Annotated in this window: 22 protein-coding genes; 11 read left to right on the forward strand and 11 right to left on the reverse strand. The window is 59.4% G+C overall.

Going from position 1 to position 23554, the window contains the following annotated elements:
* Nucleotides 1-102: 102 nt before the first annotated feature.
* The 5 genes from PL597_RS07010 to PL597_RS07030 all read left to right on the forward strand — a co-directional run bounded on the left by PL597_RS07010 (nucleotide 103) and on the right by PL597_RS07030 (nucleotide 5196).
* Nucleotides 103-576: a VOC family protein gene (locus PL597_RS07010; RefSeq protein ID WP_142913940.1), complete on the forward strand. Its 474-nt coding sequence runs from the start codon at nucleotides 103-105 to the stop codon at nucleotides 574-576.
* A 259-nt stretch (nucleotides 577-835) separates the two neighbouring features.
* On the forward strand, nucleotides 836-2179 hold the full coding sequence (locus PL597_RS07015) for an extracellular solute-binding protein (protein ID WP_271364837.1): 1344 nt from the start codon (nucleotides 836-838) through the stop codon (nucleotides 2177-2179).
* 81 nt (nucleotides 2180-2260) lie between these two features.
* Nucleotides 2261-3151, forward strand: coding sequence for a carbohydrate ABC transporter permease (locus PL597_RS07020; protein ID WP_077984174.1), 891 nt, complete (start codon nucleotides 2261-2263; stop codon nucleotides 3149-3151).
* A gap of 7 nt (nucleotides 3152-3158) precedes the next feature.
* On the forward strand, nucleotides 3159-4043 hold the full coding sequence (locus PL597_RS07025) for an ABC transporter permease subunit (protein ID WP_271364838.1): 885 nt from the start codon (nucleotides 3159-3161) through the stop codon (nucleotides 4041-4043).
* Nucleotides 4044-4074: 31 nt separating this feature from the next.
* Nucleotides 4075-5196 (forward strand): sn-glycerol-3-phosphate import ATP-binding protein UgpC, encoded by a 1122-nt coding sequence (locus PL597_RS07030; protein ID WP_271364839.1) that lies wholly within the window; start codon nucleotides 4075-4077, stop codon nucleotides 5194-5196.
* Nucleotides 5197-5310: 114 nt separating this feature from the next.
* On the opposite strand, the gene PL597_RS07035 is transcribed toward PL597_RS07030, so the two are convergent.
* From PL597_RS07035 to PL597_RS07065, 7 genes are all read right to left on the reverse strand, one after another.
* Nucleotides 5311-6138, reverse strand: coding sequence for a carbohydrate ABC transporter permease (locus PL597_RS07035; RefSeq protein WP_063949887.1), 828 nt, complete (start codon nucleotides 6136-6138; stop codon nucleotides 5311-5313).
* Entirely contained in the window at nucleotides 6135-7019 is an 885-nt protein-coding gene (locus tag PL597_RS07040; protein ID WP_162520600.1) for a carbohydrate ABC transporter permease, read from the reverse strand. The genes PL597_RS07035 and PL597_RS07040 overlap by 4 nt, the downstream gene beginning before the upstream one ends.
* Nucleotides 7020-7086: 67 nt before the next feature.
* Nucleotides 7087-8361, reverse strand: a complete 1275-nt coding sequence (locus PL597_RS07045; protein ID WP_137412081.1) for an extracellular solute-binding protein — start codon at nucleotides 8359-8361, stop codon at nucleotides 7087-7089.
* Nucleotides 8362-8436: 75 nt separating this feature from the next.
* A complete protein-coding gene (locus PL597_RS07050) occupies nucleotides 8437-9510 on the reverse strand; it encodes an ABC transporter ATP-binding protein (RefSeq protein WP_269824054.1) in 1074 nt (357 codons plus the stop codon).
* Nucleotides 9511-9517: 7 nt separating this feature from the next.
* Nucleotides 9518-11029 carry an arabinosylfuranosidase ArfA gene (gene arfA, locus PL597_RS07055; protein ID WP_271364840.1) on the reverse strand — a complete coding sequence of 504 codons (1512 nt, stop codon included), beginning with the start codon at nucleotides 11027-11029 and terminating at the stop codon, nucleotides 9518-9520.
* 121 nt (nucleotides 11030-11150) lie between these two features.
* The gene (locus PL597_RS07060; RefSeq protein ID WP_142913943.1) at nucleotides 11151-12080 is read right to left on the reverse strand and encodes an ArsR/SmtB family transcription factor; all 930 of its coding nucleotides are present in this window, start codon (nucleotides 12078-12080) and stop codon (nucleotides 11151-11153) included.
* Between the two features lie 182 nt (nucleotides 12081-12262).
* On the reverse strand, nucleotides 12263-13555 hold the full coding sequence (locus PL597_RS07065) for an ABC transporter substrate-binding protein (protein ID WP_137412078.1): 1293 nt from the start codon (nucleotides 13553-13555) through the stop codon (nucleotides 12263-12265).
* 112 nt (nucleotides 13556-13667) lie between these two features.
* Between PL597_RS07065 and PL597_RS07070 the strand changes: the two genes are divergently transcribed.
* The 6 genes from PL597_RS07070 to PL597_RS07095 all read left to right on the forward strand — a co-directional run bounded on the left by PL597_RS07070 (nucleotide 13668) and on the right by PL597_RS07095 (nucleotide 19224).
* Complete coding sequence (locus PL597_RS07070; protein ID WP_142913945.1) at nucleotides 13668-14732, forward strand: LacI family DNA-binding transcriptional regulator; 1065 nt, start codon at nucleotides 13668-13670, stop codon at nucleotides 14730-14732.
* On the forward strand, nucleotides 14725-16602 hold the full coding sequence (locus PL597_RS07075; RefSeq protein WP_271364841.1) for a DUF2264 domain-containing protein: 1878 nt from the start codon (nucleotides 14725-14727) through the stop codon (nucleotides 16600-16602). The genes PL597_RS07070 and PL597_RS07075 overlap by 8 nt, the downstream gene beginning before the upstream one ends.
* Nucleotides 16599-17615: a hydroxyacid dehydrogenase gene (locus PL597_RS07080; RefSeq protein WP_269834959.1), complete on the forward strand. Its 1017-nt coding sequence runs from the start codon at nucleotides 16599-16601 to the stop codon at nucleotides 17613-17615. Before PL597_RS07075 ends, PL597_RS07080 begins: the two co-directional genes overlap by 4 nt.
* Nucleotides 17612-18388, forward strand: coding sequence for a sugar phosphate isomerase/epimerase family protein (locus PL597_RS07085; RefSeq protein WP_271364842.1), 777 nt, complete (start codon nucleotides 17612-17614; stop codon nucleotides 18386-18388). The genes PL597_RS07080 and PL597_RS07085 overlap by 4 nt, the downstream gene beginning before the upstream one ends.
* A 99-nt stretch (nucleotides 18389-18487) precedes the next feature.
* Entirely contained in the window at nucleotides 18488-18748 is a 261-nt protein-coding gene (locus PL597_RS07090) for a DUF4160 domain-containing protein (protein WP_271364843.1), read from the forward strand.
* Nucleotides 18745-19224, forward strand: coding sequence for a hypothetical protein (locus PL597_RS07095; protein WP_271364844.1), 480 nt, complete (start codon nucleotides 18745-18747; stop codon nucleotides 19222-19224). The genes PL597_RS07090 and PL597_RS07095 overlap by 4 nt, the downstream gene beginning before the upstream one ends.
* A 17-nt stretch (nucleotides 19225-19241) precedes the next feature.
* Here the strand turns inward: PL597_RS07095 and PL597_RS07100 are convergent, their stop codons facing one another.
* The 4 genes from PL597_RS07100 to PL597_RS07115 all read right to left on the reverse strand — a co-directional run bounded on the left by PL597_RS07100 (nucleotide 19242) and on the right by PL597_RS07115 (nucleotide 23513).
* On the reverse strand, nucleotides 19242-20318 hold the full coding sequence (locus PL597_RS07100) for an ABC transporter ATP-binding protein (protein WP_077984188.1): 1077 nt from the start codon (nucleotides 20316-20318) through the stop codon (nucleotides 19242-19244).
* A 77-nt stretch (nucleotides 20319-20395) separates the two neighbouring features.
* The gene (locus PL597_RS07105) at nucleotides 20396-21271 is read right to left on the reverse strand and encodes a carbohydrate ABC transporter permease (protein ID WP_035210311.1); all 876 of its coding nucleotides are present in this window, start codon (nucleotides 21269-21271) and stop codon (nucleotides 20396-20398) included.
* The gene (locus PL597_RS07110; RefSeq protein ID WP_162520601.1) at nucleotides 21264-22217 is read right to left on the reverse strand and encodes a carbohydrate ABC transporter permease; all 954 of its coding nucleotides are present in this window, start codon (nucleotides 22215-22217) and stop codon (nucleotides 21264-21266) included. The genes PL597_RS07105 and PL597_RS07110 overlap by 8 nt, the downstream gene beginning before the upstream one ends.
* Nucleotides 22218-22223: 6 nt before the next feature.
* The gene (locus PL597_RS07115; RefSeq protein WP_271364845.1) at nucleotides 22224-23513 is read right to left on the reverse strand and encodes an ABC transporter substrate-binding protein; all 1290 of its coding nucleotides are present in this window, start codon (nucleotides 23511-23513) and stop codon (nucleotides 22224-22226) included.
* Nucleotides 23514-23554: the final 41 nt, after the last annotated feature.

Here is a 23554-nt window from a genome sequence, read left to right on the forward strand (position 1 = left end):
GTTCAAGACTTGGCCGCATTCTATGCCGAATGGGAAAGCGGCAATTGCCGGCGCATTTACGTGCCGGCACGAGGGCGATTTCAACTTGGGAGGAACACACAGATGGAAAAGAACACGATCTGTATCTGGTACGACAAGGATGCCGAGGCCGCGGCCAGATTTTACGCCGAAACCTTTCCGGATAGTGCGGTCACCGGTGTTCACCATGCGCCGAGCGACTTTCCCTCCGGTAAGAAGGGAGACGTGCTGACGGTGCAGTTCACCGTTGCAGGCATCCCCTGCATCGGCCTCAATGGCGGACCGGTCTTCAAGCAGAGCGAGGCTTTCTCCTTCCAGATATCGACTGAAGACCAGGAAGAAACCGACCGTTACTGGAACGCCATCGTCGGCAATGGCGGTGAGGAAAGCGCCTGCGGCTGGTGCAAGGATAGATGGGGCGTTTCGTGGCAGATCACGCCGCGCGTGCTGATGGAGGCCATGGCCGCCGGCGGCGCGGAGGCCAAACGCGCCTTCGACGCGATGATGGACATGAAGAAAATCGACGTCGCCGCCATCGAGGCCGCACGTCGCGGTTGATTGGCAAAAGCTGTTCAGCAAGAAGTGGCAACGCAATCCGGAAACAGTAAGCGCTTGATAAACAAGGTTACATTCCGATTTTCCGCATTTGTCGCACTTTTTTCGCCGCGCAGAATACACTGCGCGGCCAGTCATCATAAAACGTTCAACAAAATGTAAGCGATCCGTTAAATACGACTGTTAGCAGAGCCCGTGGCTACGTGCCGGGGACATGAGGTCCTTGCCGAGCAGGCCATCATTCCATCAACGGGGCTAACTCATGAAATCTTCCGCTCTGACTTCCTTCGTGGCCGGCGTCGCCATCGCCGCCGCCTTCGGCGCCACGGCCGCCCAGGCAGAAAAGACCAAATTCGAATTCTGGTACGGTCTTTCCGGCGATCTCGGCGACCGCGTGCAGGAAACCTGCAAGAAGTTCAACGAATCCCAGACCGAATTCGAGATCGTCTGCACCTCGCAAAACGATTACGAATCCACCCTGCAGAACACCATTGCCGCGTATCGTGCCAAGAAGCAGCCCGCCATCACCCAGATTTATGACGCCGGCACGCTGGACATGATGCTGTCCAAGGCTTTCGTTCCAGCCAAGAAGCTGATGGCTGACAATGGTTACAAGATCGACTGGGACAATTACTTCCCCGGCATCGCCAATTATTACGCCACGGCCGCAGGCGAGCTGAATTCCTTCCCCTATAATTCTTCGACCGCGATGTTCTATTACAACGTCGACGCTTTCGAAAAAGCCGGCGTCACTTTCAAGCCCGACACCTGGGAACAGGTCGAAGAGGCTTCGAAAAAGCTGAAAGCCGCCGGCTTCGAATGCCCGCTCGCCTTCAACTTCGACACATGGATGCTGATGGAGCAGTTTTCCGCCATCCACAACCAGCCGATCGCCACCAGGGCGAATGGTTATCAGGGCCTCGACGCGGAACTTGCGATCAACAAGACCAAGTTCGTCGACCATGTGAAATTCTTCAAGAAGATGCAGGACGAGAAGCTGTTCGTCGTCAAGACCAAGCAGCTCGGCATGGATATCCTGCCGGCCTTCACCTCCCAGACCTGCCAGATGTTCATGACCTCCATCGCCAACCACGGCACCGTTGGCAAATCCATGCCGGAAGGCGTGAAGTGGGACGTCGCCATGCTGCCGATCTGGAAGGGCACGGAGCGTCACAACTCGCTGGTGGGCGGCGCTTCGCTATGGGTCATGGCCGGTCGTCCGGACGCCGAATACAAGGGTGCGGCCGCATTCCTGAACTTCATCGCCCAGCCTGATATGGTTGAATGGTGGTCGACGGTCACCGGTTACATTCCGGTCACCAAGACCGGCTTCGACGCCATGAAGGCAAACGGTTTTTACGACAAGGCTCCCTATAAGGGCCGCGAAAAGGCCATCGAAAGCCTGACGTTCACGCCGCCGTCCGACTATACCCGCGGCATCCGCCTCGGCGGTTTCACGCAGATCCGCAAGGAAGTCGCCACCTCGCTCGAAGCCATCTTCATGCAGAACGCGGATATCCAGGCTGAACTCGACAAGGCCGTCGAGCGCGCCAATACCGGCCTGCGCCGCTTCGAAAAGACCTATGAAGGCGCCAAGCTGAACTAAGCCCGCTTTCATCGCCGTCAAAGGCCTGTCCGGACATGGTTCGGGCAGAGCCGCCGAATTCTCGAACCCTGCCGGTTTCCAATGGAAAAGCGTACCGTCTTCAAAAGCACATGGCTGCCTGTGCTCTTCGCCCTGCCGCAGTTCCTGCTCATCCTTTTGTTCTTCTATTGGCCGGTTGCGGCGGTGCTGAACTGGGCATTCACCCTGGAGCCGCCTTTCGGCGGCCAGGCGGAATTCGTCGGTTTAGCCAATTTCATCGAAACCTTCGGCGATCCGCTTTATTGGCAATCGATCCTCACCAGCCTGATATTTGCGGTGGCCGGGCCGTTTTTCGCGATCCTCATCGGCCTTGTGCTCGCCCTTGCGGTCGATCGCCAGCTTCCCGGCTCCGGCTTTTTCCGGGTGCTTTATATCCTGCCCTACGCGATTGCCGGTCCCGCCGCCGGCATGGCCTTCCGCTTCATCCTGTCGCCGGAACGCGGCATCGCCGCATCGCTGAATTCCTGGTGGCCCGATATCTGGAACCCTGCAAAATACGGCGAGCACGCGCTCATCCTTGTCATCGTAATCTTCATCTGGAAATGGGCGGGCTACACCTTCATCTTCCTGTTCGCCGGCCTGCAATCCGTGCCGCGTTCGCTGACGGAGGCCGCCGCCATGGACGGCTCCGGGCCCGTTCGCCGCGCCATCGACATTCAGGTGCCGCTGCTGGCCCCGACCCTGTTCTTTCTCACCGTCATCATGATGACCGAAGGTTTCGTTGGCGCCGATACGTTCGGCATCGTCGCCTCCACCACGGAGGGCGGCCCCAACCACGCCACCGAAGTGATGGTCTACCGCATCGTCAGCGAGGCCTTCGAGGGACTGAACTATTCCGGCGCCTCGGCGCAGAGCCTCGTCCTCATCGGCCTCATCATGGTCTTCACCTTCATCCAGTTCCGCTTCGTCGAGCGGCAAGTCCATTACAAGTGAGGCGGCGATGATCCAGCGCACACCCTATGCCGACGCCCTGACCTATGCGATCATGGTGGCCGGTTTCTTCCTGCTCATCGGCCCCTTCATCGTCGTCATTTCCGGCGCCAGCCAGTCGGTCCAGCAGGTCAACAGCGTCCCCTTCAACTTCATGCCGCAGGGCGAATTCTTCACAAATGCACAGGCGGCATGGCAACGCGCCAATCTCGGCAATGCCCTCCTCAAGAGCATGATCATGGCGACGCTGGTGACCATCGGCAAGGTGGCCCTTTCGGCCTTCACCGCCTTTGCCATCGTATTCTTCCGCTCGCCGCTCAGGCATCTGTTCTTCTGGACGGTGTTCATCACCCTTATGCTGCCGCTCGAAGTGCGCGTGGTGCCAACCTATTCGGTCGCCGCCGATGTTTTCCAGCCGTTCCGCTCGATCCTCGGCCTGTTCGGCATCGAGATCACCCTCGAATGGAACCTGCTGAACTCCTATGCCGGCCTCACCCTTCCGCTGATCGCCACCGCCACCGGCACCTTTCTTTACCGGCAGTTCTTCATGACGATCCCGGACGAACTGGCGGAAGCCGCGCGCATGGACGGTTCGGGTGCGGCACGTTTCTTTGTGGATATGCTGCTGCCACTGTCGCGCACCAACATGCTGGCGCTCACCACCATCATGTTCGTTTATGCCTGGAACCAGTATCTGTGGCCGCTGCTGATGATCACCGACCCGTCCTACAAGACGGTGATGATGTCGCTGCGCGCGCTTCTGCCCGCCGATGACGGCACGCCGGACTGGAACGTCACGCTGGCCGGTTCCCTCATCATCATCCTGCCGCCGCTCCTCGTCGTGGCCTTCCTGCAACGCTGGTTCGTCCGCGGTCTCGTCTCGTCCGACAAGTGATAGCGCGGCTTTCAACAAAGGTTTTATAATCATGGCTCAGATCGATATCCGTCAGGTCCGCAAATCCTATGGCAAGACGCCTACCCTGCACGGCGTGGACCTCTATTTCGGTTCCGGCGAATTCGTCGTCATCCTCGGCCCCTCGGGCTGCGGCAAATCCACGCTTCTGCGCATGATCGCCGGTCTGGAGGATATCACCTCCGGCGAGATCGCCATTGGCGGGCGTGTGGTCAACATGCTGGAACCGCGTGAGCGCGGCTGCGCCATGGTGTTTCAGAACTACGCGCTTTATCCGCATATGTCAGTTGCCGGTAATATCGGTTATGCGCTGAAAGTCGCCGGCGTTGCGAAAGCCGAACGCCAGCGCCGCATTGAGGAGACAGCAAAGATCGTCGGCCTTTCCGATTATCTGGAGCGCAAGCCAGCAGCCCTTTCCGGCGGCCAGCGCCAGCGCGTCGCCATGGCCCGCGCCATCATCCGCGAACCTGCGGTGTTTCTGTTCGACGAACCGCTCTCCAACCTCGACGCCAAGCTGCGCGTGACCATGCGCGCGGAAATCCGCAAGCTGCACCAGCGCCTGTCCGCCACCTCCATCTTCGTCACTCATGATCAGGTGGAGGCCATGACGCTGGCCGACCGGCTGGTCGTGATGAACAAGGGCAATGTCGAGCAGGTCGGCCATCCGCTGGATATTTATCACCGCCCGGCCAGCACCTTCGTGGCGTCCTTCATCGGCTCGCCGGCCATGAACCTGTTCAGCACAAGGGTGGAGGTGGAATCCCCCGCCGTGATGCTGAATGGCGCGCCGGTGAAACTATTCCCCGAAATCGCGCTGGAACTGCGCGGTCGCGACGTCACGGTCGGCATCCGCCCGGAGCAGTGCGTGGTCAGCACGGATGGCGCCGGCGTACCGGCGGTTGTTGATTTCGTCGAAGAATTGGGCTCGGGCCGCATCGTGCATGCCGATATCGCAGGCGAGACCTTTTCCGCCGCCATCGGTGAGGACCTTTCCGTAAAACCCGGCCAGCGCATCCATCTCGATCTTCCACCCGCCCATCTTCATTTTTTCGATCCGGCCACCGGCAAACGGATCGAAGCGGAAGGTATGGCGGAGACCCCCCGAAGCATAAACGAGAAGCTGCTCGCGGTTTGATCCTTCTGCGAGACATGTCCGGCACGGTTTGGAATATTCTCTCTCCGCGCCGGACCCGCAATTAAGATCAAGCCTGTTTGGCAGGCGCGTCGCATCATGCGACGGGTCCGGCCGTCACCCTTTCACGCCTGACGAAATCATGATCGCTTCCGTTACACGCCGCTGGAAGATGACATAGGCGATGATGACCGGCAGCGCCGCCAGCATGGCGATGGCCATCAGCCGCGCATAGGCGACCCCGAAAGTGTCGTTGACCTGGGTGATGCCAACAGGGATGGTCATCATGTTTTCCGAGGTGACGACGAGGAAGGGCCAGAAGAAGGCGTTCCACACCGTGATGAACGTCACAATCGCCATAGCGGTGGTGATGCCCCAGTTAAGCGGCAGATAGACCTTAAAAAGAATGGTATATTCGCCGCCGCCATCCAGAACCACCGCCTCGCGCATCTCCTTCGGCACGCTGTCGAAGAACTGCTTGTAGACAATGATGACGATGGGCGTGATGAGCTGCGGCAGGATGATGCCCGCCCAGGTGTTGATAAGGTTAAGGTTCTTCATCAGGATAAATTGCGTGACGACCAGCGTCTGCGCCGGCACCATGAAACTGGCCAGCACGATGCCATAAAGCAGCCGCCGGCCCGGAAAACGTATCTGCGACAGGGCATAAGCACATAACATCGAGATCAGCAGCACCGACACGGTGACGATGGCCGCCGTGCCAACGGAGTTGATATACCAGTTCATCAATTTCGTGTTGAAGATGGCGCTGACATAAGCACTCAGCCGGAATTCATCGGGGATCAATGATGTGTTGCCGGCAACATTCTCATCCGAACGGATGGACGTCACGAACGTCCAGTAGAGCGGGAAAATCCAGACCAGTGCGGCCGAAAAGGTCAGCACGGTCAGGATAATGTTTTCTAGTCTTCTTGTGAGGCTCATGAGTTCCTCCGGATGCGCAGCAGCTGGAACTGGAGAATGGAAACGATCATGATCAGCAGGAACAGCACGGTAGCGACAGCGGAGGCGTAACCGCCATTGTTGAGCTGGAAGGCTTCACGATAGACCTTGAGAAGCAGCACGAAGCTGGAATTGAAGGGTCCGCCGCCGCTGAGCAGATAAATCTGGTCGAATATCTTCAGTTGCAGGATCAGTTGCAGAGTGAGCACGAGAGCTGTCACCGGCCATAACAGCGGCCAGGTGACGCGCCAGAAGCGTTGCCACGTCGTTGCGCCGTCCAGCGAGGCAGCCTCATAAAGCTCGGCCGGAATATTGCGAAGGCCCGCGATGAACAGCAACACGTTGAAGCCATTCGTCCACCAGATGGTGACGACGGCGACCATGGGCATCACCCAATATGGGTTCTTGAATACCGCGACTGGCTTTCCGGCAATCAGCGAAATCACCGGTTGGAGAATACCGAACTGCAGATCGAGCATCCATGCCCAGATTTCAGTGACGACAGACACCGGCAGCACATAGGGCAGGAAGAACAGGCTCATTGCGATCGTCTGCTTGACACCCGAGAGGCGGCTGACGGCAAGAGCGATCATCAGGGCGATAACTGTGGTCGGCACGACAGTCAGAAGCACGAAATAGCCGTTATTCTTGAGGGAGGTGACGAAAAGCTTGTCACTCAGCAACTTGGTGTAGTTGGCCAGCCCTACCCAGTCACCGTCGCCAATCAGCGGCGCATTGGTAAAACTGATGCGCACCATCTCGATCAAAGGATAAAGGAAGAAGGTGACGAAGACCACGATGAACGGCGTCACCATCGACAGCGCGATCAGCGATTTCTTGCGCCGGTTTTCAATCATAGCCATGGGATATCTCCGGGACCTCATGCATTGCAGGCACCCTCCGGCCATAGACCGGAGGGCTGGTTTCCTGTCACTTCAGCTTGCTTTGCAGCTCTTCCTTGATCTGTGCCACCGCATCCGTGCCACTCATGAAGCCCTGAATGGCCGGCGCGATGACGTTGAGCGCCGCATCATAGGCGGGTGAGGCAACGCCGGTGATCGTCGTTTTCGGATCGAACACCGCCGCTTCCGCAAGCGACGCATAGGTCGCATTCGGCTGCATCGCCTTGTAGTCGCTGCCTTCGGTGATCGATTTATAGGCCGGGATATGGCCGGCATCGGCCCAGCTGATGGCGTGTTTTTCCATCCAGCCGATCACTTTCATGACGGCTGCGCGCTTCTCACCCGAAACGGTCTTGTCGCCCTGGTTGGGGATGGCAAAGGCGTGTGAATCCGCCCAGGTGGCGCGTTTGCCCATGAAGGGTGGAACCTCGACCGCGCTCCATTTGAAGCCCAACTTGTTGTTCTTCTCCAGATCCTTGTAGGTCGGCACTTCCCAGACGCCATTCAACTGGAAGGCGGATTTCCCGGCAGAGAAAAGCGCGACGGAAGCAGGATATTCCGCCTGCTCGGGCGCCCAGCCGTTTTCACGCCATTTCGACATGGTGTCGATTGCCTTGGCGGCCTTTTCGGCATTGTCGCCGGCCAGAACCTCGCCATTGGTGACGAGTTCGCCGCCCTGTTGCGAGAACAACGTATAGAAGACACGCCAGACCCCGGCTTCTCCGCCGGACTGGTAGGTCACCGGTGTCTCGACGCCTTTCTCCTTCGCCCAGGCCAACGCCTTCTCAAAGTCATCCATCGTCTTGATGCCGGTCAGCTTGCCCTCGGCATCGATATAGGGCGAGCCTTTGAGAAGATCGGCATTGTAGTAAAGAATAAGCGCGTGAATATCGAAAGGCACGGCATAAAGCTTGCCGTCATGGGTCGCCGCCTCAAGCGGGGCGCTGAAGAAATCGTCTTTCTTCAGGCCAGCATCTTCAAGGTCCTTGTCGGTGATTTCGCTCAGCACCTTTTCCTGCAGCGCCAGGGGCGCGCGGGACAGGTGATAGGTCATGACGTCAGGGCCCTCGCCGACGGCAGAAGCGGTTCGCACCTTGGTATAAAAGGGCACGCCCCACTCCAGTGTCGTTCCCTTGACCTGAATATCCGGGTGCTCCTTGTTGAAAGCATCGATCAACGCCTTCATGCGCACGCCATCGCCGCCGGACAGAAAGTCCCACCAGACGATATCCTGTTTGGCCAGCGCCGGCAGGGCGGTCAAACCCAGAACCGTGCCAACAAGCAATGTCTTGATCAGTCGCATCGTGTACTCCTCCCATTTATGTGGAAACACCCCTTGAAGAGGCGGTCTGCTCAATCGAAAGGCGCCTCCTCGCACCTATCGCAATCTCTTGCCGTCGCTGTCGAACACCAGAATGTGTTCGGGCGAAGCGCTGAGCGACACGGACCGGCCATCCAGACTCTCGCGTGAGCCCTGCCGCTGCACGATGATTTCCTTGCCCGAAGGCGCGCGGGTGTAGAGATAGGAAACATCCCCCAGCTCCTCCGCCACCTCGACATTGACGGGCAAGGCGCCCTCCTGCGTTATCGTCAGATGCTCGGGCCGAACGCCGATCTCGACCCGCTGGCCGGCGGAAACAGGCTGCGAAAGCCGTGCTTCGAGATGTCTCTCGCCGCCATCGAGCGAAAGCGTCACGACGCCGTTTCGCTGTTCGACAATCTGCGCCTGCAGGAAGTTCATCGCCGGTGAGCCGATGAAGCCCGCGACGAACCGGTTGTCCGGATCGTCATAAAGGGTGAGCGGCGCACCCGCCTGCTGCACGACGCCGCCCTTCAGCACGAAAATCCTGTCCGCAAGCGTCATGGCCTCCACCTGGTCATGCGTGACATAGATCATCGTCGCGCCCAGCTTGCGGTGAAGCCGGGTCAGTTCCAGCCGCATCTGCACACGCAGTTCGGCGTCCAGATTGGACAGCGGTTCATCGAACAGAAATACCTTCGGCTGCCGGACAATGGCGCGGCCGATGGCCACGCGCTGCCTCTGCCCGCCGGAAAGCTGCGAGGGCCGTTTGTGCAGATGCTCCTCGAGCTGGAGGACGCGCGCGGCCTCGCCCACCCTCTCCGTCACCTCCGCCTTCGGCCGGCGTGCAAGACGCAGGCTGAACGCCATGTTCTCGAACACCGTCAGATGCGGATAGAGCGCATAGTTCTGGAACACCATCGCAACGCCGCGATCCGCCGGTTCGACTGCGGTGACATCACGCTCATCGATGGCGATGCGCCCGCCGCTGGTTTCCTCAAGGCCTGCGATCATGCGCAACAGGGTCGATTTTCCGCAGCCGGAAGGCCCCACGAAGACCGCAAAGCTGCCGGCTGGAATTTCCATCGAAACATCCCGGATCGCCGCGAAGGATCCGAAGGACTTGGCGACATTGTTGAGACGGACACCCATGGTCGCCTCACTGAACCTTCAGCCGAAGCACGTGATAGGACAGCGCTGGCACCGAACCCTTCAATGCCCCGTCCTCCACGGCAACGCCACTGCCCGGCACCGGCACGACGCGATCCGGCTGGTCCGGCCCGTTGCCGACACGCAAATCGTATCCCGCCATGGCCAGATGCAGGCTGAGCGTGGCGGATGAATAGCCGGTGAAGCTGACATCGATCTCCGCCGCTTCTGTCAGATGTCGGTTGAGCACGAACAGCGTCACCACGCCTTCCGCTTCGTCATAAACCCCGGCAACATCGAGATATTTGACGTCATCGGCCGCGTTGCAATCGTAAGTCGGGCAATCGACGGCGATGTTCAGCGCGACACCACGGCCATAAAGCGAGGCGAACTGATAGGGATAATAGATCGTCTGCCGCCAGGCCGGGCCGTTCTTTTCCGCCCGGATGGGGGCGATGACATTGACGAGCTGGGCGATGCAGGCGATGCGCACCCGGTCCGAACGGCGGATGAACTCGTTGAGCAGACCGGCGACGAACAGCGCATCCTCGAAGTTGTAAGTTTCCTCCAGAAGTGCGGGCGCTTCCGGCCAGTCCCAGCTCTTGATGCGTTTACCGTCTTCTTCGCGGATGTGATACCAGACGTTCCATTCATCGAAGCAGATGGAAACATCGTTCTTGGCGCGTTTCTTCGCCTTCACGTAATCGATGACCCCGGCAATCGTCTGGATATAGCGCCCGGTTTCCTCGATCTTGCCGAAATAGTTCAGCGTGTCGCGGCTGCTATTGCCGAAATATTTGTGCAGCGAGATATGATCGACATTCTCGTAGCACTCCTCCAGCACCTCGCGCTCCCATTCGGGATAGGTCGGCATGCCGTCATTGGAACTGCCGCAGACAATCGCTTCAATCGTCGGGTCGAAGCCCTTGAAGGCCTTGGCGGTTTCATTGGCGAGGCGGCCATATTCCACAGCCGACTTGTGGCCGATCTGCCAGGGGCCGTCCATCTCGTTGCCGAGGCACCACATTTTCACACCGTGGGGCTTTTCAGTGCCGTGGCTGCGGCGCAGATCGCTGAGAGCCGTGCCTCCTGGAAAGTTCACGTATTCGAGGAAGTTGCGGGCATCGTCCAGCCCACGGGAACCGAGATTGACGGCGAGCATCATCTCGATGCCGGCCATCTGCGCCCAGTCGGCAAATTCATTGATGCCGATCTGGTTGGTTTCCTTCGAACGCCAAGCAAGGTCGAGACGGATGGGGCGCTGATCGCGCGGGCCGATGCCGTCTTCCCAGCGATAAGCTGACACGAAGTTGCCGCCGGGATAGCGGATCGCGGGAATTTTCAGGTCCTGCACGAATTTCAGGACGTCTTTGCGAAAGCCATTCGCATCCGCCTGCGGATGGCCGGGCTCATAAATCCCACCATAGATCGCACGCCCCATATGCTCGATGAAGGCGGAATAAAGACGATCGTCGATACGCCCAATCCGGAAGTCCCGGTGGACTGAAACCCGCGCTTTCATAAGGCTCTCCTCCCTGCGCATTTATATCTTAAAATATGATATGAACCATATTTGATAATATAGTTGCCGAGGGAATCCGCGCCTGTCAACCGCGAAAATCATACTTTTGAAAATTGAGGGTTCAGCCCGCGGTACGCAGGCGCAGGATGATGTCCTGATCGTAATTGCCAAAGCCGCGGCCGAATATATTCAACCCGCCCGGATGTTTTGCATCGGCCTTGACCTCGATGCGCAAGCGGATGGAACGGTGGCTGGTCAGATCGATATCCGTCAGTGTCACATCCGAAATCCGGGTTCCGTCGACATAGGTTCCCTGTTCGGTGATGCGCCAGGTCTTGAGCATGCCATATTGGGAACCGGAGAGCTTCCACCAGTCCGGCGTAAACGTGCCGCGCTTGTCGCCGAAGTCGCCGGGTGAAGTCCACACCCCGATTTCCCGGCCGTTGACGGATAGCGTAATATCGGACGGCCAGTTGCTGTGCGTTCCGGGCACTTCGGAACTCACTTCCATCGAAAACTCGATTTCCTCGACTTCCCGCCCCTGAATCTTGGCATTATTGGGGAATTGATATTCCACGAAGCCGGAGGTCAACCACAGAAGCGCCGTCTTCATGCGGTCTGGATCCATGAATGTATCGGGCACATCAAGCAGACCGATAATTCCCTCCGGCGAGCAGATGCCGCAGGGCGCGGTGACCGAACTTTGGGTGTAAAGACCGAGCGGCATGGCGACCGCGATGTAATTTGATGTGACAGGCGCCTCGGGTTTTCGGAACGAAACGATGAGTTCGTCACAGGTGGCGAAGCAGATTTTCTGACTTCCCTTGCGCGCCTTGCGCGTTTCGGTTCGCAGAAGCCCCGCCTCCTCGAGAACGGCCACGCCGGCGGAAACGGTGGACTGGGGGAGTTCCAGTCTCTGTGCAATTTCGTTGACGTTGAGGCCGCTCGCCTCATGCAGCAGCTTCAATATTTGCACGCGGATCAGCGACGCCGCCGCCTTCAGGACATCGAATTCTTTTTCAGCATCAACGAGGAGAAAATTGGGCGCCATATTCTAATCTTCAGATTTATCGATCCAGATCAGAATTTCTGGCTTAAATGCCATGCACTTGTCCAGTGCTGTTTGTCATACAGGCGCCTTTGAAAGGCATGAAGCGCCATTCAGCCCGGGTGCTTCACAAAAAAGAGCACCGCCACATGGCTCGACACCGTGTGGCGGCGCCCGTTTCGTCGTCAGCCGCGCTTGCGCAGGGTCCGCGTGCCGGTGTCGACGAGATTTTGCGCCGCTTCATCCACGCTGGCGCGGCCGAAGGCGAGCGAATCGGCGATGGGGCGCATCACGCCACGGTCGAACTCGTTGGCGCCGATCGGGGCGGGTTCCGGATAGGCATCGGTCTTTCCGGACAGGCTTTCGATATAATCCACCGTCTTGCGCTCGGTCTCATTGAGCGTCGGCAACAGGGCCTCGCGCACGGCCTTGGCCGGCGGCACGCCACGTTCGACGCCGAGCGCCTTGCCGGCTTCCAGATCGTTGACAAAGAAGTTGATGAACTTCGCCGCCGCTTCCGCATTGGTCGAGGTGGACGAAATGGACCAGATGAGTCCCGGCCGGTAATAATGACCGGTCGGTTTGCCCGGCCCCTCGCCCGGCAGCATGCCGATGGACAGCGTTTGTTTATTGAGCTTCTGATAACCGACAAGCTGGTTGGAATAGGCAAAGCCGATAGCCGAATTGCCGAGCGTCAGGGCGTTGGATTCGATGGTATTGTCGTCACGGGTCTGAATGTCGGCGGAAACGCAGAGCTTGTTCTCGCGCAAATCCTCCCAATAGGCGAACCATTCCTTGGCGTCTTCCTTGTTGAAGCCGATGGTGCCGTCCTGAAACAGCAGCTTGCCGCGCTGGCGCAGCCAGACATCGAAAACATAATGATAACGCGCGCCATAGGGCACAGCCCAGTAGTTCCGTTTTGCCGGACCGTTCTTCTTGAAATCGCGCGCCAGTTCCGAAAGCGCCTTCCAGGTGATCTGGTCCTGCGGCACGGAAACGCCGGCTTCCTTCAGCGTGTCGGCGTCATACATCATGCAGAAGGAATTCAGCCCGAGGCCGACGCCGTAAAGCTTGCCGTCGATGCGGCAGAGATCGACCTCGCTTTTGCCGAAGGTGGAAAGATCGAGCGACTTGCCGACGAACTGGTCCAGCTCCATGCAGGCGCCACGGCCGGAATAATCGGCAATGGTGGAAGGTTCGAGCTGGAAGATATCGGCGACGTTGCGCCCCGCCATCGATGTCGCAAGCTTGGTCCAGTAATCGGAACCGGCGATCATTTCGCCGCTGATCTCCGTTTGCGGGTTTGCCTTCTGGTAAAGGGCGATCACGTCGTTAGTGCGCTTGCTGCGGTCGGCAGATCCCCACCATACGCAGCGAAGCCGGGTTTCGGCCGCGGCCGCGCGAAAACCGCCCGCCGCCACGCCGAGACCGGCCAGCGCCGCCGTTACCAAAAATCCACGTCTGTCGATAGTTTGCATCTGCTCCTCCCGCGTTTTGCAAATTTTTCATTGACCACTTAAATTCTTGCAAATTTTCTCAGTTTGCAATATTTGCATCATATTAGATTTTTTTGCAAGCGCAGGAGACGATATGAACGATACGCCCGACATCAGCCGCCCGCGCCAGTCGGATATCGCCCAGCGCGCCGGCGTTTCCATCAGCACCGTCTCGCGCGTTCTTGCAGGGGAAAAGGGTATCAGCGCGTCGATCCAGACCAAGGTTCTGGGGGTGGCGGCGGAACTTGGTTATCCCTTGCGGCCGGTCACAACCCAGACCGGCGGCGTGCCGCTGGAGGGCAAGAAAATCCTCGCCCTCATGTCCGCCGAAAGGGCGACCGGCGATATCGGCGCTTTTTATCACGATATTTTCGACATGCTACGCAGCCTTGCCCAGACGGACGGTTTCGAACTCGACATCCGGCTTTTGCACCAGAAACAGGTGGATGATGCGCTGACCCAGCGGGTCTGCGAGGTGGACGGTCTTCTCGCCATCGGTCTCGATCCCGAGGATGAAATCATCCACCGCATAACGCAGGGTGTGCTGCAACCGGTTCTGGTCAACAGCGCCGATCCCTCGATGATGCTGGACTGCGTTTCGCCTTCCAATTTTTACGGCGGGGCGCTGGCGGCGCGGCGGCTTCTGGAGCTCGGGCACCGCAAGGTCGCCTATATCGGCCCGCATCATCGCCACACCATAAGGGAGCGTATGCGCGGCTTCCGCCACACGATTCTTGAGGGAGAGGGAACGACCTATGAGGAGTTTCTGCTTTCGACGGCGGATAGCGGCTTCGGACAGGCAGGCGATGCAGTTCGCCAGCTATTGGCCAAAAACCCTGAACTCACCGGCATCTTCTGCATGAATGACGCGATTGCGCTCGGGGCGCTGGGGGCAGCGCAGGAGCTTGGCCTCGCCGTGCCGGACGATCTTTCCATCATCGGCTTCGACGACCTGCCCTTTGCCGAACTTTCCACGCCCCGTCTCAGCACCATCCGCGTCGACCGTCGAGAAATCGCCCGTGAGGCGGTGGAACTGATGCGCCGCCGGCTGACGGAACCCTCTGCCAATGCCCGTCAGGTGCAGCTTGGCGTGCAGCTGGTGGAAGGACAGACGGCCGGCAAGGCGAAAAAGACGGGAAAGGCAGCACGCGATGCATGACACCATGAGTAAGCCCACCATGGCCAGATTCAATCCGCTGCATGGCAATCCGCTCAAAAGCCGCGCCGATGTCCGACGGGCGCTGGATGACAGTTTCGCGCCGCTTCTTCCCTATTTTTCGCCGGGCGGCGCAAGAGTGACGCTCAGCGGAGCCGCCGCGCATTTCGACCGGGCGGCGGCCGATCTGGAAGGTTTCGCCCGGCCGCTCTGGGGCATCGCACCGCTTGCGCTGAGCGGCGATCATTTCGACCATTGGCCGCTTCTGGCACAGGGAATTGCCAACGGCACCGATCCTTCCCATCCCGAATATTGGGGCGATGTGCGCCAGAAAGACCAGCGGCTGGTGGAGCTTGCAGCAATCGGGTTTGCGCTGCGGCTTGCGCCGCAGCACCTGTGGGAACCGCTTTCCGACGCGCAGAAAGACAATGCGCGGCGTTATCTGCTGGCGGCGCGCGAGCGCAATTACGCCGATAATAACTGGAAGTTCTTCCGGGTGATGGTCGATATGGCGCTTGATCATCTCGGCATCGAATTCGACCGCAGCCTGACCGAGACATTCCAGAAGGAACTGGACGAGTTCTATATTGCCGACGGCTGGTATCGTGACGGTAATTATCGCCGCATCGACCATTACATCGCCTTCGCCATGCATTTTTACGGCCTGATCTACTCGAAACTCAGCAAGCCTGACGACGCCTACGCCGCACGTTACCGGGAGCGGGCGCGCCTCTTCGCCGTCGATTTCGCCAGCTGGTTCGATGAGGATGGCGGCACGCTCGCCTTCGGCCGCTCCATGACCTATCGCTTCGCTTGCGGCGGCTTCTGGGCCGGCCTTGCCTTTGCCGATGAGGAGGCGCTGCCCTGGGGCGAAATCAAGGGGCTTTATCTGCAACATCTGCGCTGGTGGGCGAAAAAGCCGATTGCCGACCGCGACGGCGTGCTCTCCATCGGCTACGCCTATCCGCAGCTCACCATGTCCGAAAGCTATAATTCGGCGGGCTCGCCCTACTGGGCCTTCAAGGCCTTTCTGCCGCTGGCCCTGCCGGAAAGCCACCCCTTCTGGCTGGCGCAGGAAAAACAGCCTGAAACATCCGCAAATCCAAAGCCGCTCGCTCATCCCGGCATGGTGCTGATGCGGGCCGCTGGCAATGTCACGGCACTTTCCAGTGGCCAGGAAAACCTTTCCATGCGTGGCGGGCCGGAGAAATATGCCAAATTCGCCTATTCCTCGCGTTACGGTTTCGGCGTGGAAGTGGACGAGCGTGGTTTCAAGACCAATGGTTTCGACAACATGCTGGCCTTTTCCGAAGACGGCCTGCACTACCGCGTGCGCGAGACCAACGAAAAGGTTCTGCTGGCCGGGGAAAGCCTGCGGGCGACATGGAAGCCGTTCCCGGATGTGGCGGTTGAAACGACGCTGGTTGCGGCTGGCGACTGGCATATAAGGCTGCACCGGATCACCTCCGCCCGTCCCCTTTCGGTGACCGAAGGCGGCTTCGCTATCAACCGCAACGACGGCGACCGCGACGCCGTGCGCGAAAAGTCGGGCCGGGCGACTGCCGATTGCGGCACGGACATATCCGACATTGTCGATCTCGGCTCCAGCATAACCCGCCGCGGCGTGGCGCTGAAGGCGCTGCCCAACACCAATCTCGTCAACGCCAAGACCACGGTGCCGCAATTGCGGGGCGAGATTCCGGCGGGCGAAACCCTACTTGCCTGCGCGGTCTTTGCGGGGATGGCCGGGCCAGAAAGCGAAAAAGCGCTGGCGACGCCACCTGTCTTTCCGGATATGGAGGCGCTCGACCGCCTGTTTGCCGAACGGGGCGTTTCGGTCAGCAGCATGGCGGCAACGGGAGAGCCGCAATGACGAACCCGCTTCCGCGTCTCAGCCTTGCCATGGACCCGGAGCGAACCCAGCATGTGCTGACACCGCAGGCGCTCGACAGGCTGTCGCAGAACGTCGAGATTCTCGATACGAGGCGGATCTGCGATTTCCACGATCCCGCAGTTAAAGAGCAACTGGCACGGACGGATATTCTTCTGACCGGCTGGGGCTGTCCGGATATCGGCGCACGGGAGCTGGCGCTGATGCCGTGCCTCAAACTGATCTCCCATGCCGCCGGCACGGTCAAATATTTCCTGTCGCAGGCGGTGTTCGATCGTGGCGTTACCGTGTGCAGCGCGGCGGAGGCGAATGCGCAGCCGGTCGCCGAATTTTCGCTGGCGATGATCCTGCTCGCCGGCAAGCGCACCTTCGGCTTCCGGCGTCTCTATCTGGAGCACCGAGATCGCGCCCCTGTCGAAGGATTGCAGGCGCAGGCCATCGGCAATCTCGGCCTCACGGTCGGCATTGTCGGCGCCTCACGCATCGGACGTCGCGTCATCAATCTGTTGCAGCCCTTCGATCTCAACCTTATCCTTTTCGACCCGCTTCTAAGCGTTGCGGAGGCGGAAAAGCTCGGTGTACGTCTCGTTTCGCTTGAGGAGCTGGTGGCGGTGAGCGACGTCATTTCCCTGCATGCGCCTTCCCTGCCGGAGACACAGCATATGATCGGCGCGGCAGCGCTTGCCCGCATGAAGGACGGCGCGACCCTGATCAATACGGCGCGCGGCGCGCTGGTGGATGAAGACGCGCTTCTGGCCGAACTGAAAACCGGACGCATCGAAGCCGTCATCGACGTGACCGACCCGGAAGTGCCGCCGCCGGATTCACCCTTCTACAGCCTGCCCAACGTGTTCCTGACGCCGCATATCGCCGGCGCCACCGGCCTTGAACGCGCAAGGCTCGGTGACATGGCGATTGCCGAAATCGAACGCTTCTGCCGCGCGGCACCCCTGCAACAGCAGGTGCGGCCAGAACATCTGGAACTGATCGCATGAGATTTTTCGAGCCGGGCCTCTGCTCCGTCACCTTCCGCTCCCTGTCGCCACAGGCCGTCATCGACCTTGCCGCCGCAAACGGCATCAAGGCAATCGAATGGGGTGCGGATATCCATGTACCGCCCGGCGATCTCGAAAATGCAAGGGATGTGGCGGCGCGGACGGCAGAAGCCGGCCTCTCCGTCTCGTCCTACGGCTCCTATATCTTTGCGCCGGATTCTACGCCGGAAGATGTGGCTGCCGTGCTCGAAACCGCAAAGGCCCTCGGTGCCGGCCATATCCGTATCTGGCCCGGCAGCCGCAAACGCCCGTCTGCCGATTACTCCCCAGGCGAGCGCCGCGCGGCGGCGGAAGCACTGGCGACAATCGCCCGCCGGGCGCACGACGATGGCATCACAATCGGCCTCGAATATCACCCCAACTCACTGACGGACACGCTGCCCTCGGCCCTGCAACTCATGCAGGACTTGCCGATGCCCAACCTCTTCTTTTACTGGCAACCCGCCCCCGGACTGCCGCTGGAGGACGCACTCACGGAAATATCCGCACTCGGCCCACGCATCTGCCACCTGCATGTCTTCGCCTGGCTCGCCGACGCCAGCCGTCTGCCGCTTGGCGAGCGCGCGGATTATTGGCGCGCGTGCATCGCTGCATTGCCGGAAAGCGGCTGGACGAAGACGGCTTTCGCGATGCTGGAATTCGTCAAGGGTGACGATATCGAGCAGTTCGCGGAAGATGCGGCGGTTCTCGGCGACATTCTTTATAGAACATAGAACCCCGCCCTATGACTGCCCACTGGTCAGGAATATGCTTCGCTGCCTCCTTCACATAGTGAAATTTATGCACTATGTTTTATTGATGCGTGGGGGCGCATGGGCAAACTGGTTCAGATCGGGAACATCATTATACGCGTCTATGCGAACGATCATTTGCCACCGCATTTTCACATCATAACACCGGATGCCGATGCCCTTGTCGACATCGAAAATCTGGAGATCCTGCGCGGCAAGCTATCCCGCAGGGCTGAAGCCGAAGCTTTGGCATGGGCGAGAAACAATGGGAACCTGATTGTCGATGAATGGAATCGGACGAACCCGCGTTTTCCCATTGTAGGAAAGGGAAAGAAGTCATGACACCGCGCATCAAAACCATCCTGCCCCATCCACCTTGCACGCTCACCATCGACTGGGTGGACGGAAGCCAGTCGACTGCCGATCTGACCGGATGGATAGCGACCGGAGGAGAATTGCTCAATCCGCTCCATTCGGCAGATATCTGGCAGACCGCGACAGTCACCGACTATGGCGCGAGCGTGGAATGGGACGGAGACGACCTGGCAATCGATGCCTATCACCTTTACCAGATCGCGCAGGACCAGCGGGATTTCGATGTGGAGGACCTGCGCAAATGGCAGGAGGAAATCGGCCTTTCCAATAATGAGGCGGCGGATTTTCTCGGCGTCACTTTACGGACGTGGAACAACTATCGCGCGGGCACGCCTGTAAGCCACGCGATCAAGATGCTGCTGCGGGCCACCCAGCGCGACCCGCTTCTCATGCATGCGCATTTTCGTCCCCGCCGGCCAGGACGCCCGAAACACGCAGCGTAAGACGGCTGCCGGCAGCGCTATATCCGCCGCCCATCCGCCCCGAACAGATGCGTCTTCGCCAAATCAAACGCAAAGGGAATGGTCTCGCCGATGCGGATATGGCGCTGGCCGTCCAGCAGCACGGTGGCGGGCTGGCCGTCGGGGGTCGCGGTGTAGACCACCGTTGAGCCGCCGAGATGTTCGACGAGCTGGATGGAAGCCTCACCCAGCGAGGCGGACTGCTCCTGCGGGTTCACATGTTCCGGGCGCACGCCGAAGGTGAGCGGTTCGCCCTGTTGCGCGGCGACCGGTTTTTCCAGCACGATGCGCTGACCGGCCACCTCTATGGTGCGGTTGGAACTGTCGCCAGAAGCCACCTTGGCGGAGAGGAAATTCATCTTCGGCGAACCGATGAAACCGGCGACGAACTGGTTTGCCGGGTTGTTGTAAAGATCGAGCGGGCGGCCGACCTGCATGATGCGGCCTTCGCGCAGCACGACGATCTTGTCGGCCATGGTCATGGCTTCCACCTGGTCATGCGTCACATAGATCATGGTGCTGCCAAGCGTCTGGTGCAGCTTGGCGATTTCGACGCGCATCTGCACGCGCAGTTCCGCATCGAGGTTGGAAAGCGGCTCGTCGAACAGGAATATCTTCGGTTCGCGCACAATGGCGCGGCCGATGGCGACACGCTGGCGCTGACCGCCCGAAAGCGCCTTCGGCTTGCGCTGCAACAGGGGCCCGATCTGCAGGATGTCGGCGGCCTTCTGCACCCGCGCCTGGACTTCCGGTTTCTTGTAGCCTGCCGTCTCAAGACCGAAAGCGAGGTTCTTGTAGACGCTCATGTGCGGATAGAGCGCATAGGACTGGAAGACCATGGCGATTCCGCGCTTGGAGGCGGCGGTTTCGTTGACCCTTTCGCCATCGATGCGAAGATCGCCCTCGGAGATTTCTTCCAGTCCGGCGATCATGCGTAAAAGCGTGGACTTTCCGCAGCCCGAGGGGCCGACGAAAACTGTGAATTCGCCCGGTTCGATCTTGAGATCGATGCCGTGGATGACCGGAAAAGCGCCGAACCGCTTGACGATTTTTTCCAGAGTAATGCTGCTTGCCATGCTGTTTCTCCCGACTGTCGCGCCGCGCAAAGGGCAGCCACGACAGTGTTGATGGTCTTATAAAATGTTTTCTCGGTTCAGCGTTTCATTCCCGTCGTCGCGATGCCTTCGATCAGCAGCCGCTGGAAAAACAGGAAGAACAGGAAGACCGGCACCAGCGACAGGTTGGACATGGCGAAAAGCGAGGTCCAGTCCGAGCTGCCGGTGGAATCCACGAAGGATCTGAGACCGAGCTGCACGGTGTAGGTGTTGATGTCGTTCAGATAGATCAGCGGACCGAAGAAATCGTCCCATGTCCAGATGAAGGAAAAGATCGCGGCCGTCGCCAGAACCGGCAGCGACAGGGGCAGCATAATCTTCCAGTAGATGCGGAAGGGCGAGCAGCCATCCATGACCGCCGCCTCGTCCAGTTCACGCGGGATGCCGCGGAAGAACTGCACCATCAGGAAGATGAAGAAGGCATCCGTCGCGAGGTATTTCGGCACGATCAGCGGCAGCGATGTGTTCACCCAGCCCATTTCCAGAAACAGGATATATTGCGGGATAAGCACGACGTGATAGGGCAGCATGAGCGTGCCGAGCATCAGCGCAAACCAGAAATTGCGCCCGCCGAACCGAAGCCTTGCAAAAGCAAAGGCGGTGAGCGAGCAGCCGACCACATTCCCTATGGTAGCGAGCACCGAGATGAAGAAGGAGTTCCAGAAGAACTGCCCGAAACTCACCTGCAGCCCCGTCCAGCCACGGATATAACCGCCAAAATCGACTGCCGAGGGAATGAGCGAGGAAGAGCCGAACAGCTCATCCTGCGGCCGGAAAGAGCCCGATATCATCCACAGGATCGGATAGAGCATCGCGAAGGACGCGATGATCAACGCCGTGTGGAGCATCACCGATTTCAGCGGCGAGCGTTGCGGGCCTTGTCCCGGGCGGGGGGCGGTAACAGCGTCAGTCATCGTAATGCACCCAGTATTTTGCGCTGAGGAACGAGAAGGCCGTGAACAGCGAGATGATGATCACCAAAATCCAGGCCAGCGCCGAGGCATAACCCATGCGGAAGAAACCGAAGGCTTCCTGATAGAGGTAGAGCGTGTAGAACAGCGTCGAGTTGATCGGCCCGCCGGAGCCTTCGGAAATGATGAAGGCGGGCGTGAAGGCCTTGAAGGCGTCGATCGTCTGGATGACGGCGTTGAAGAAGATCACCGGCGTCAAAAGCGGCAGGGTAATGCGGAAGAACTGCCGCACCTTGCTCGCGCCGTCGATATCGGCGGCCTCATACATGTCCTGCGGGATTTGTCTCAGACCCGCAAGGAAGATGATCATCGGCGAACCGAACTGCCAGACGGACAGGATGACCAGCGTATAGATCGAATAATCAGGATTGGAAATCCAGCTTGGGCCTTCATAACCGAAAGCCTGCCAGAGCAGCATGTTGACGAGGCCATCGGACGCGAAAAGCTGGCGCCAGAGAACGGCGATCGCGACGCTGGAACCCAGCAGCGACGGCAGATAGAAGATCGCGCGGTAGAGCGTTAGCGCCTTTATGCCGCGATTGAAGGCGAGCGCCACCAGCAGCGCGAAGATGAGCTTCAGCGGCACCGACAGCAGCACATAGGTAAACGTCACCTGCATGGCTGCTGCAAATTTTGGGTCATCGGTTGCGATGCGCACATAGTTCGCCGCACCCACCCAATCCGGCGACTGCAACAGATCGTAATTGGTGAAGGACAGATAAAGCGACGCCAGCGCCGGGCCAAGCGTGAGGCCAAAAAAGCCGATCAGCCAGGGCAGCAGAAACAGGTAGGCGTGAATGTTGCGGTCGAAAACCCGCTTCAGGCCGCCCCGTTTCGGGAGAGCCGCGCCACGGCTCTCCTCCACAAGAGTTTCAGATCGAAAGGCCATAAACCATCACTTCCGTTTGATAACGGTTTCGGATTCCTTGACGAGGCGGTCACCGCCCTCTTCCGGCGTGATCTTGCCGAAGCCAACTTCTTCTGCCGTGCGTTTCAAAACGAAGGCGAACTCGCCCGCGCCCGGAGGCGGCGCCGGCGGCAGATCGCCGACGCCGGGGGTAATCTCGGCAATATAGTCCACCATCGTCTTGCTGACCTCGTCGAGCTTACTGCTCAACTGGCTGCGCATGGATTCCGACGCCGGAACGCCACGCTCGACGCCGAGAATGTCGACGCCCTGCGGGTCAGCCACGAGGAAGTTGATGAACCCAATCGCCTGCTCTATCCCGGCACTGCCATTGGCGACGCTGATGAGCATGGAGGGTTTCAGATAATGGCCAGAAGGGCCATCCTTCGTGCTCTTCGGATAGGAGCTTATGGCAAGCTTGGACTTGTTCAGCTTCTGATACCCGACGAACTGGTTGGAATGGGCAAATGCAGTTGCCGCCTTGCCCGTCGTCAGCGGGTTGGTTTCAATGTTGAGCTGGTCGAGCGCCTGCACGTCGGCTGGCACACAGGCGCCGCTTTTGCGCAGATCAGCCCACAGGGTGAACCACTTGGTGGCATCGGTCGGATCGAAGCCGATCCCGCCATCCTGCGTGTAGAGCGATTTGCCGTTCTGGCGCAGCCAGTTTTCAAAGCTCGGCTCCACGCCGCTGGCGTCGGCCGTTGCGTAATAACCGGGCTTCGGCTTGTTCTTGCTGAGCTTGGCGGCGTTTTCGGCAAACTCCTCCCAGGTCTGGCCGATCGACGGTGGCGTCGCGCCGGATTTTTCCCAGGCCGCCTGATCAAAGAAGACGGCGCTGGAATTGACGCCGAGATTGATGCCATAAAGCTTGCCATCGACCCGGCCGGAATCGATGTTCATCTTGCCGAAATCCTCGATCTTCAGGCCCTTGCCGATATAGTCATCCAGCGGAGCAAGTGCGCCGCGCCGGCCATATTCGAAGATGTAGCGATAATCCATCTGGATCAGGTCAGGCGCATTGCGGCCGGCAACCTGCGTGGCAAGGCGTGGCCAATAATCGCTCCAGCCTGCGAATTCACCGGCAATGTCGAGATCCGGCTTGACCTGCTTATAGGCTGCTATCGCCTTGTTGGTGCGGTCGGCGCGCTCCTGCGAACCCCACCACAACATGCGAAGGCGCGCGGCCTGGGCCTGCGCTGAACCACCTCCCAGTGCTGCAAGCGACAGAGCGCCGAGCCCCGCTGAAAGCACACCTCTCCTGTGAAGCATCATGGGCATTGGCAACTCCTCCCTATTGACTGCCAATTGATGATGAACGT

This window comes from Agrobacterium sp. ST15.13.013 (genome assembly GCF_027956525.1).
Classification (GTDB): Bacteria; Pseudomonadota; Alphaproteobacteria; order Rhizobiales; family Rhizobiaceae; genus Agrobacterium; species Agrobacterium salinitolerans.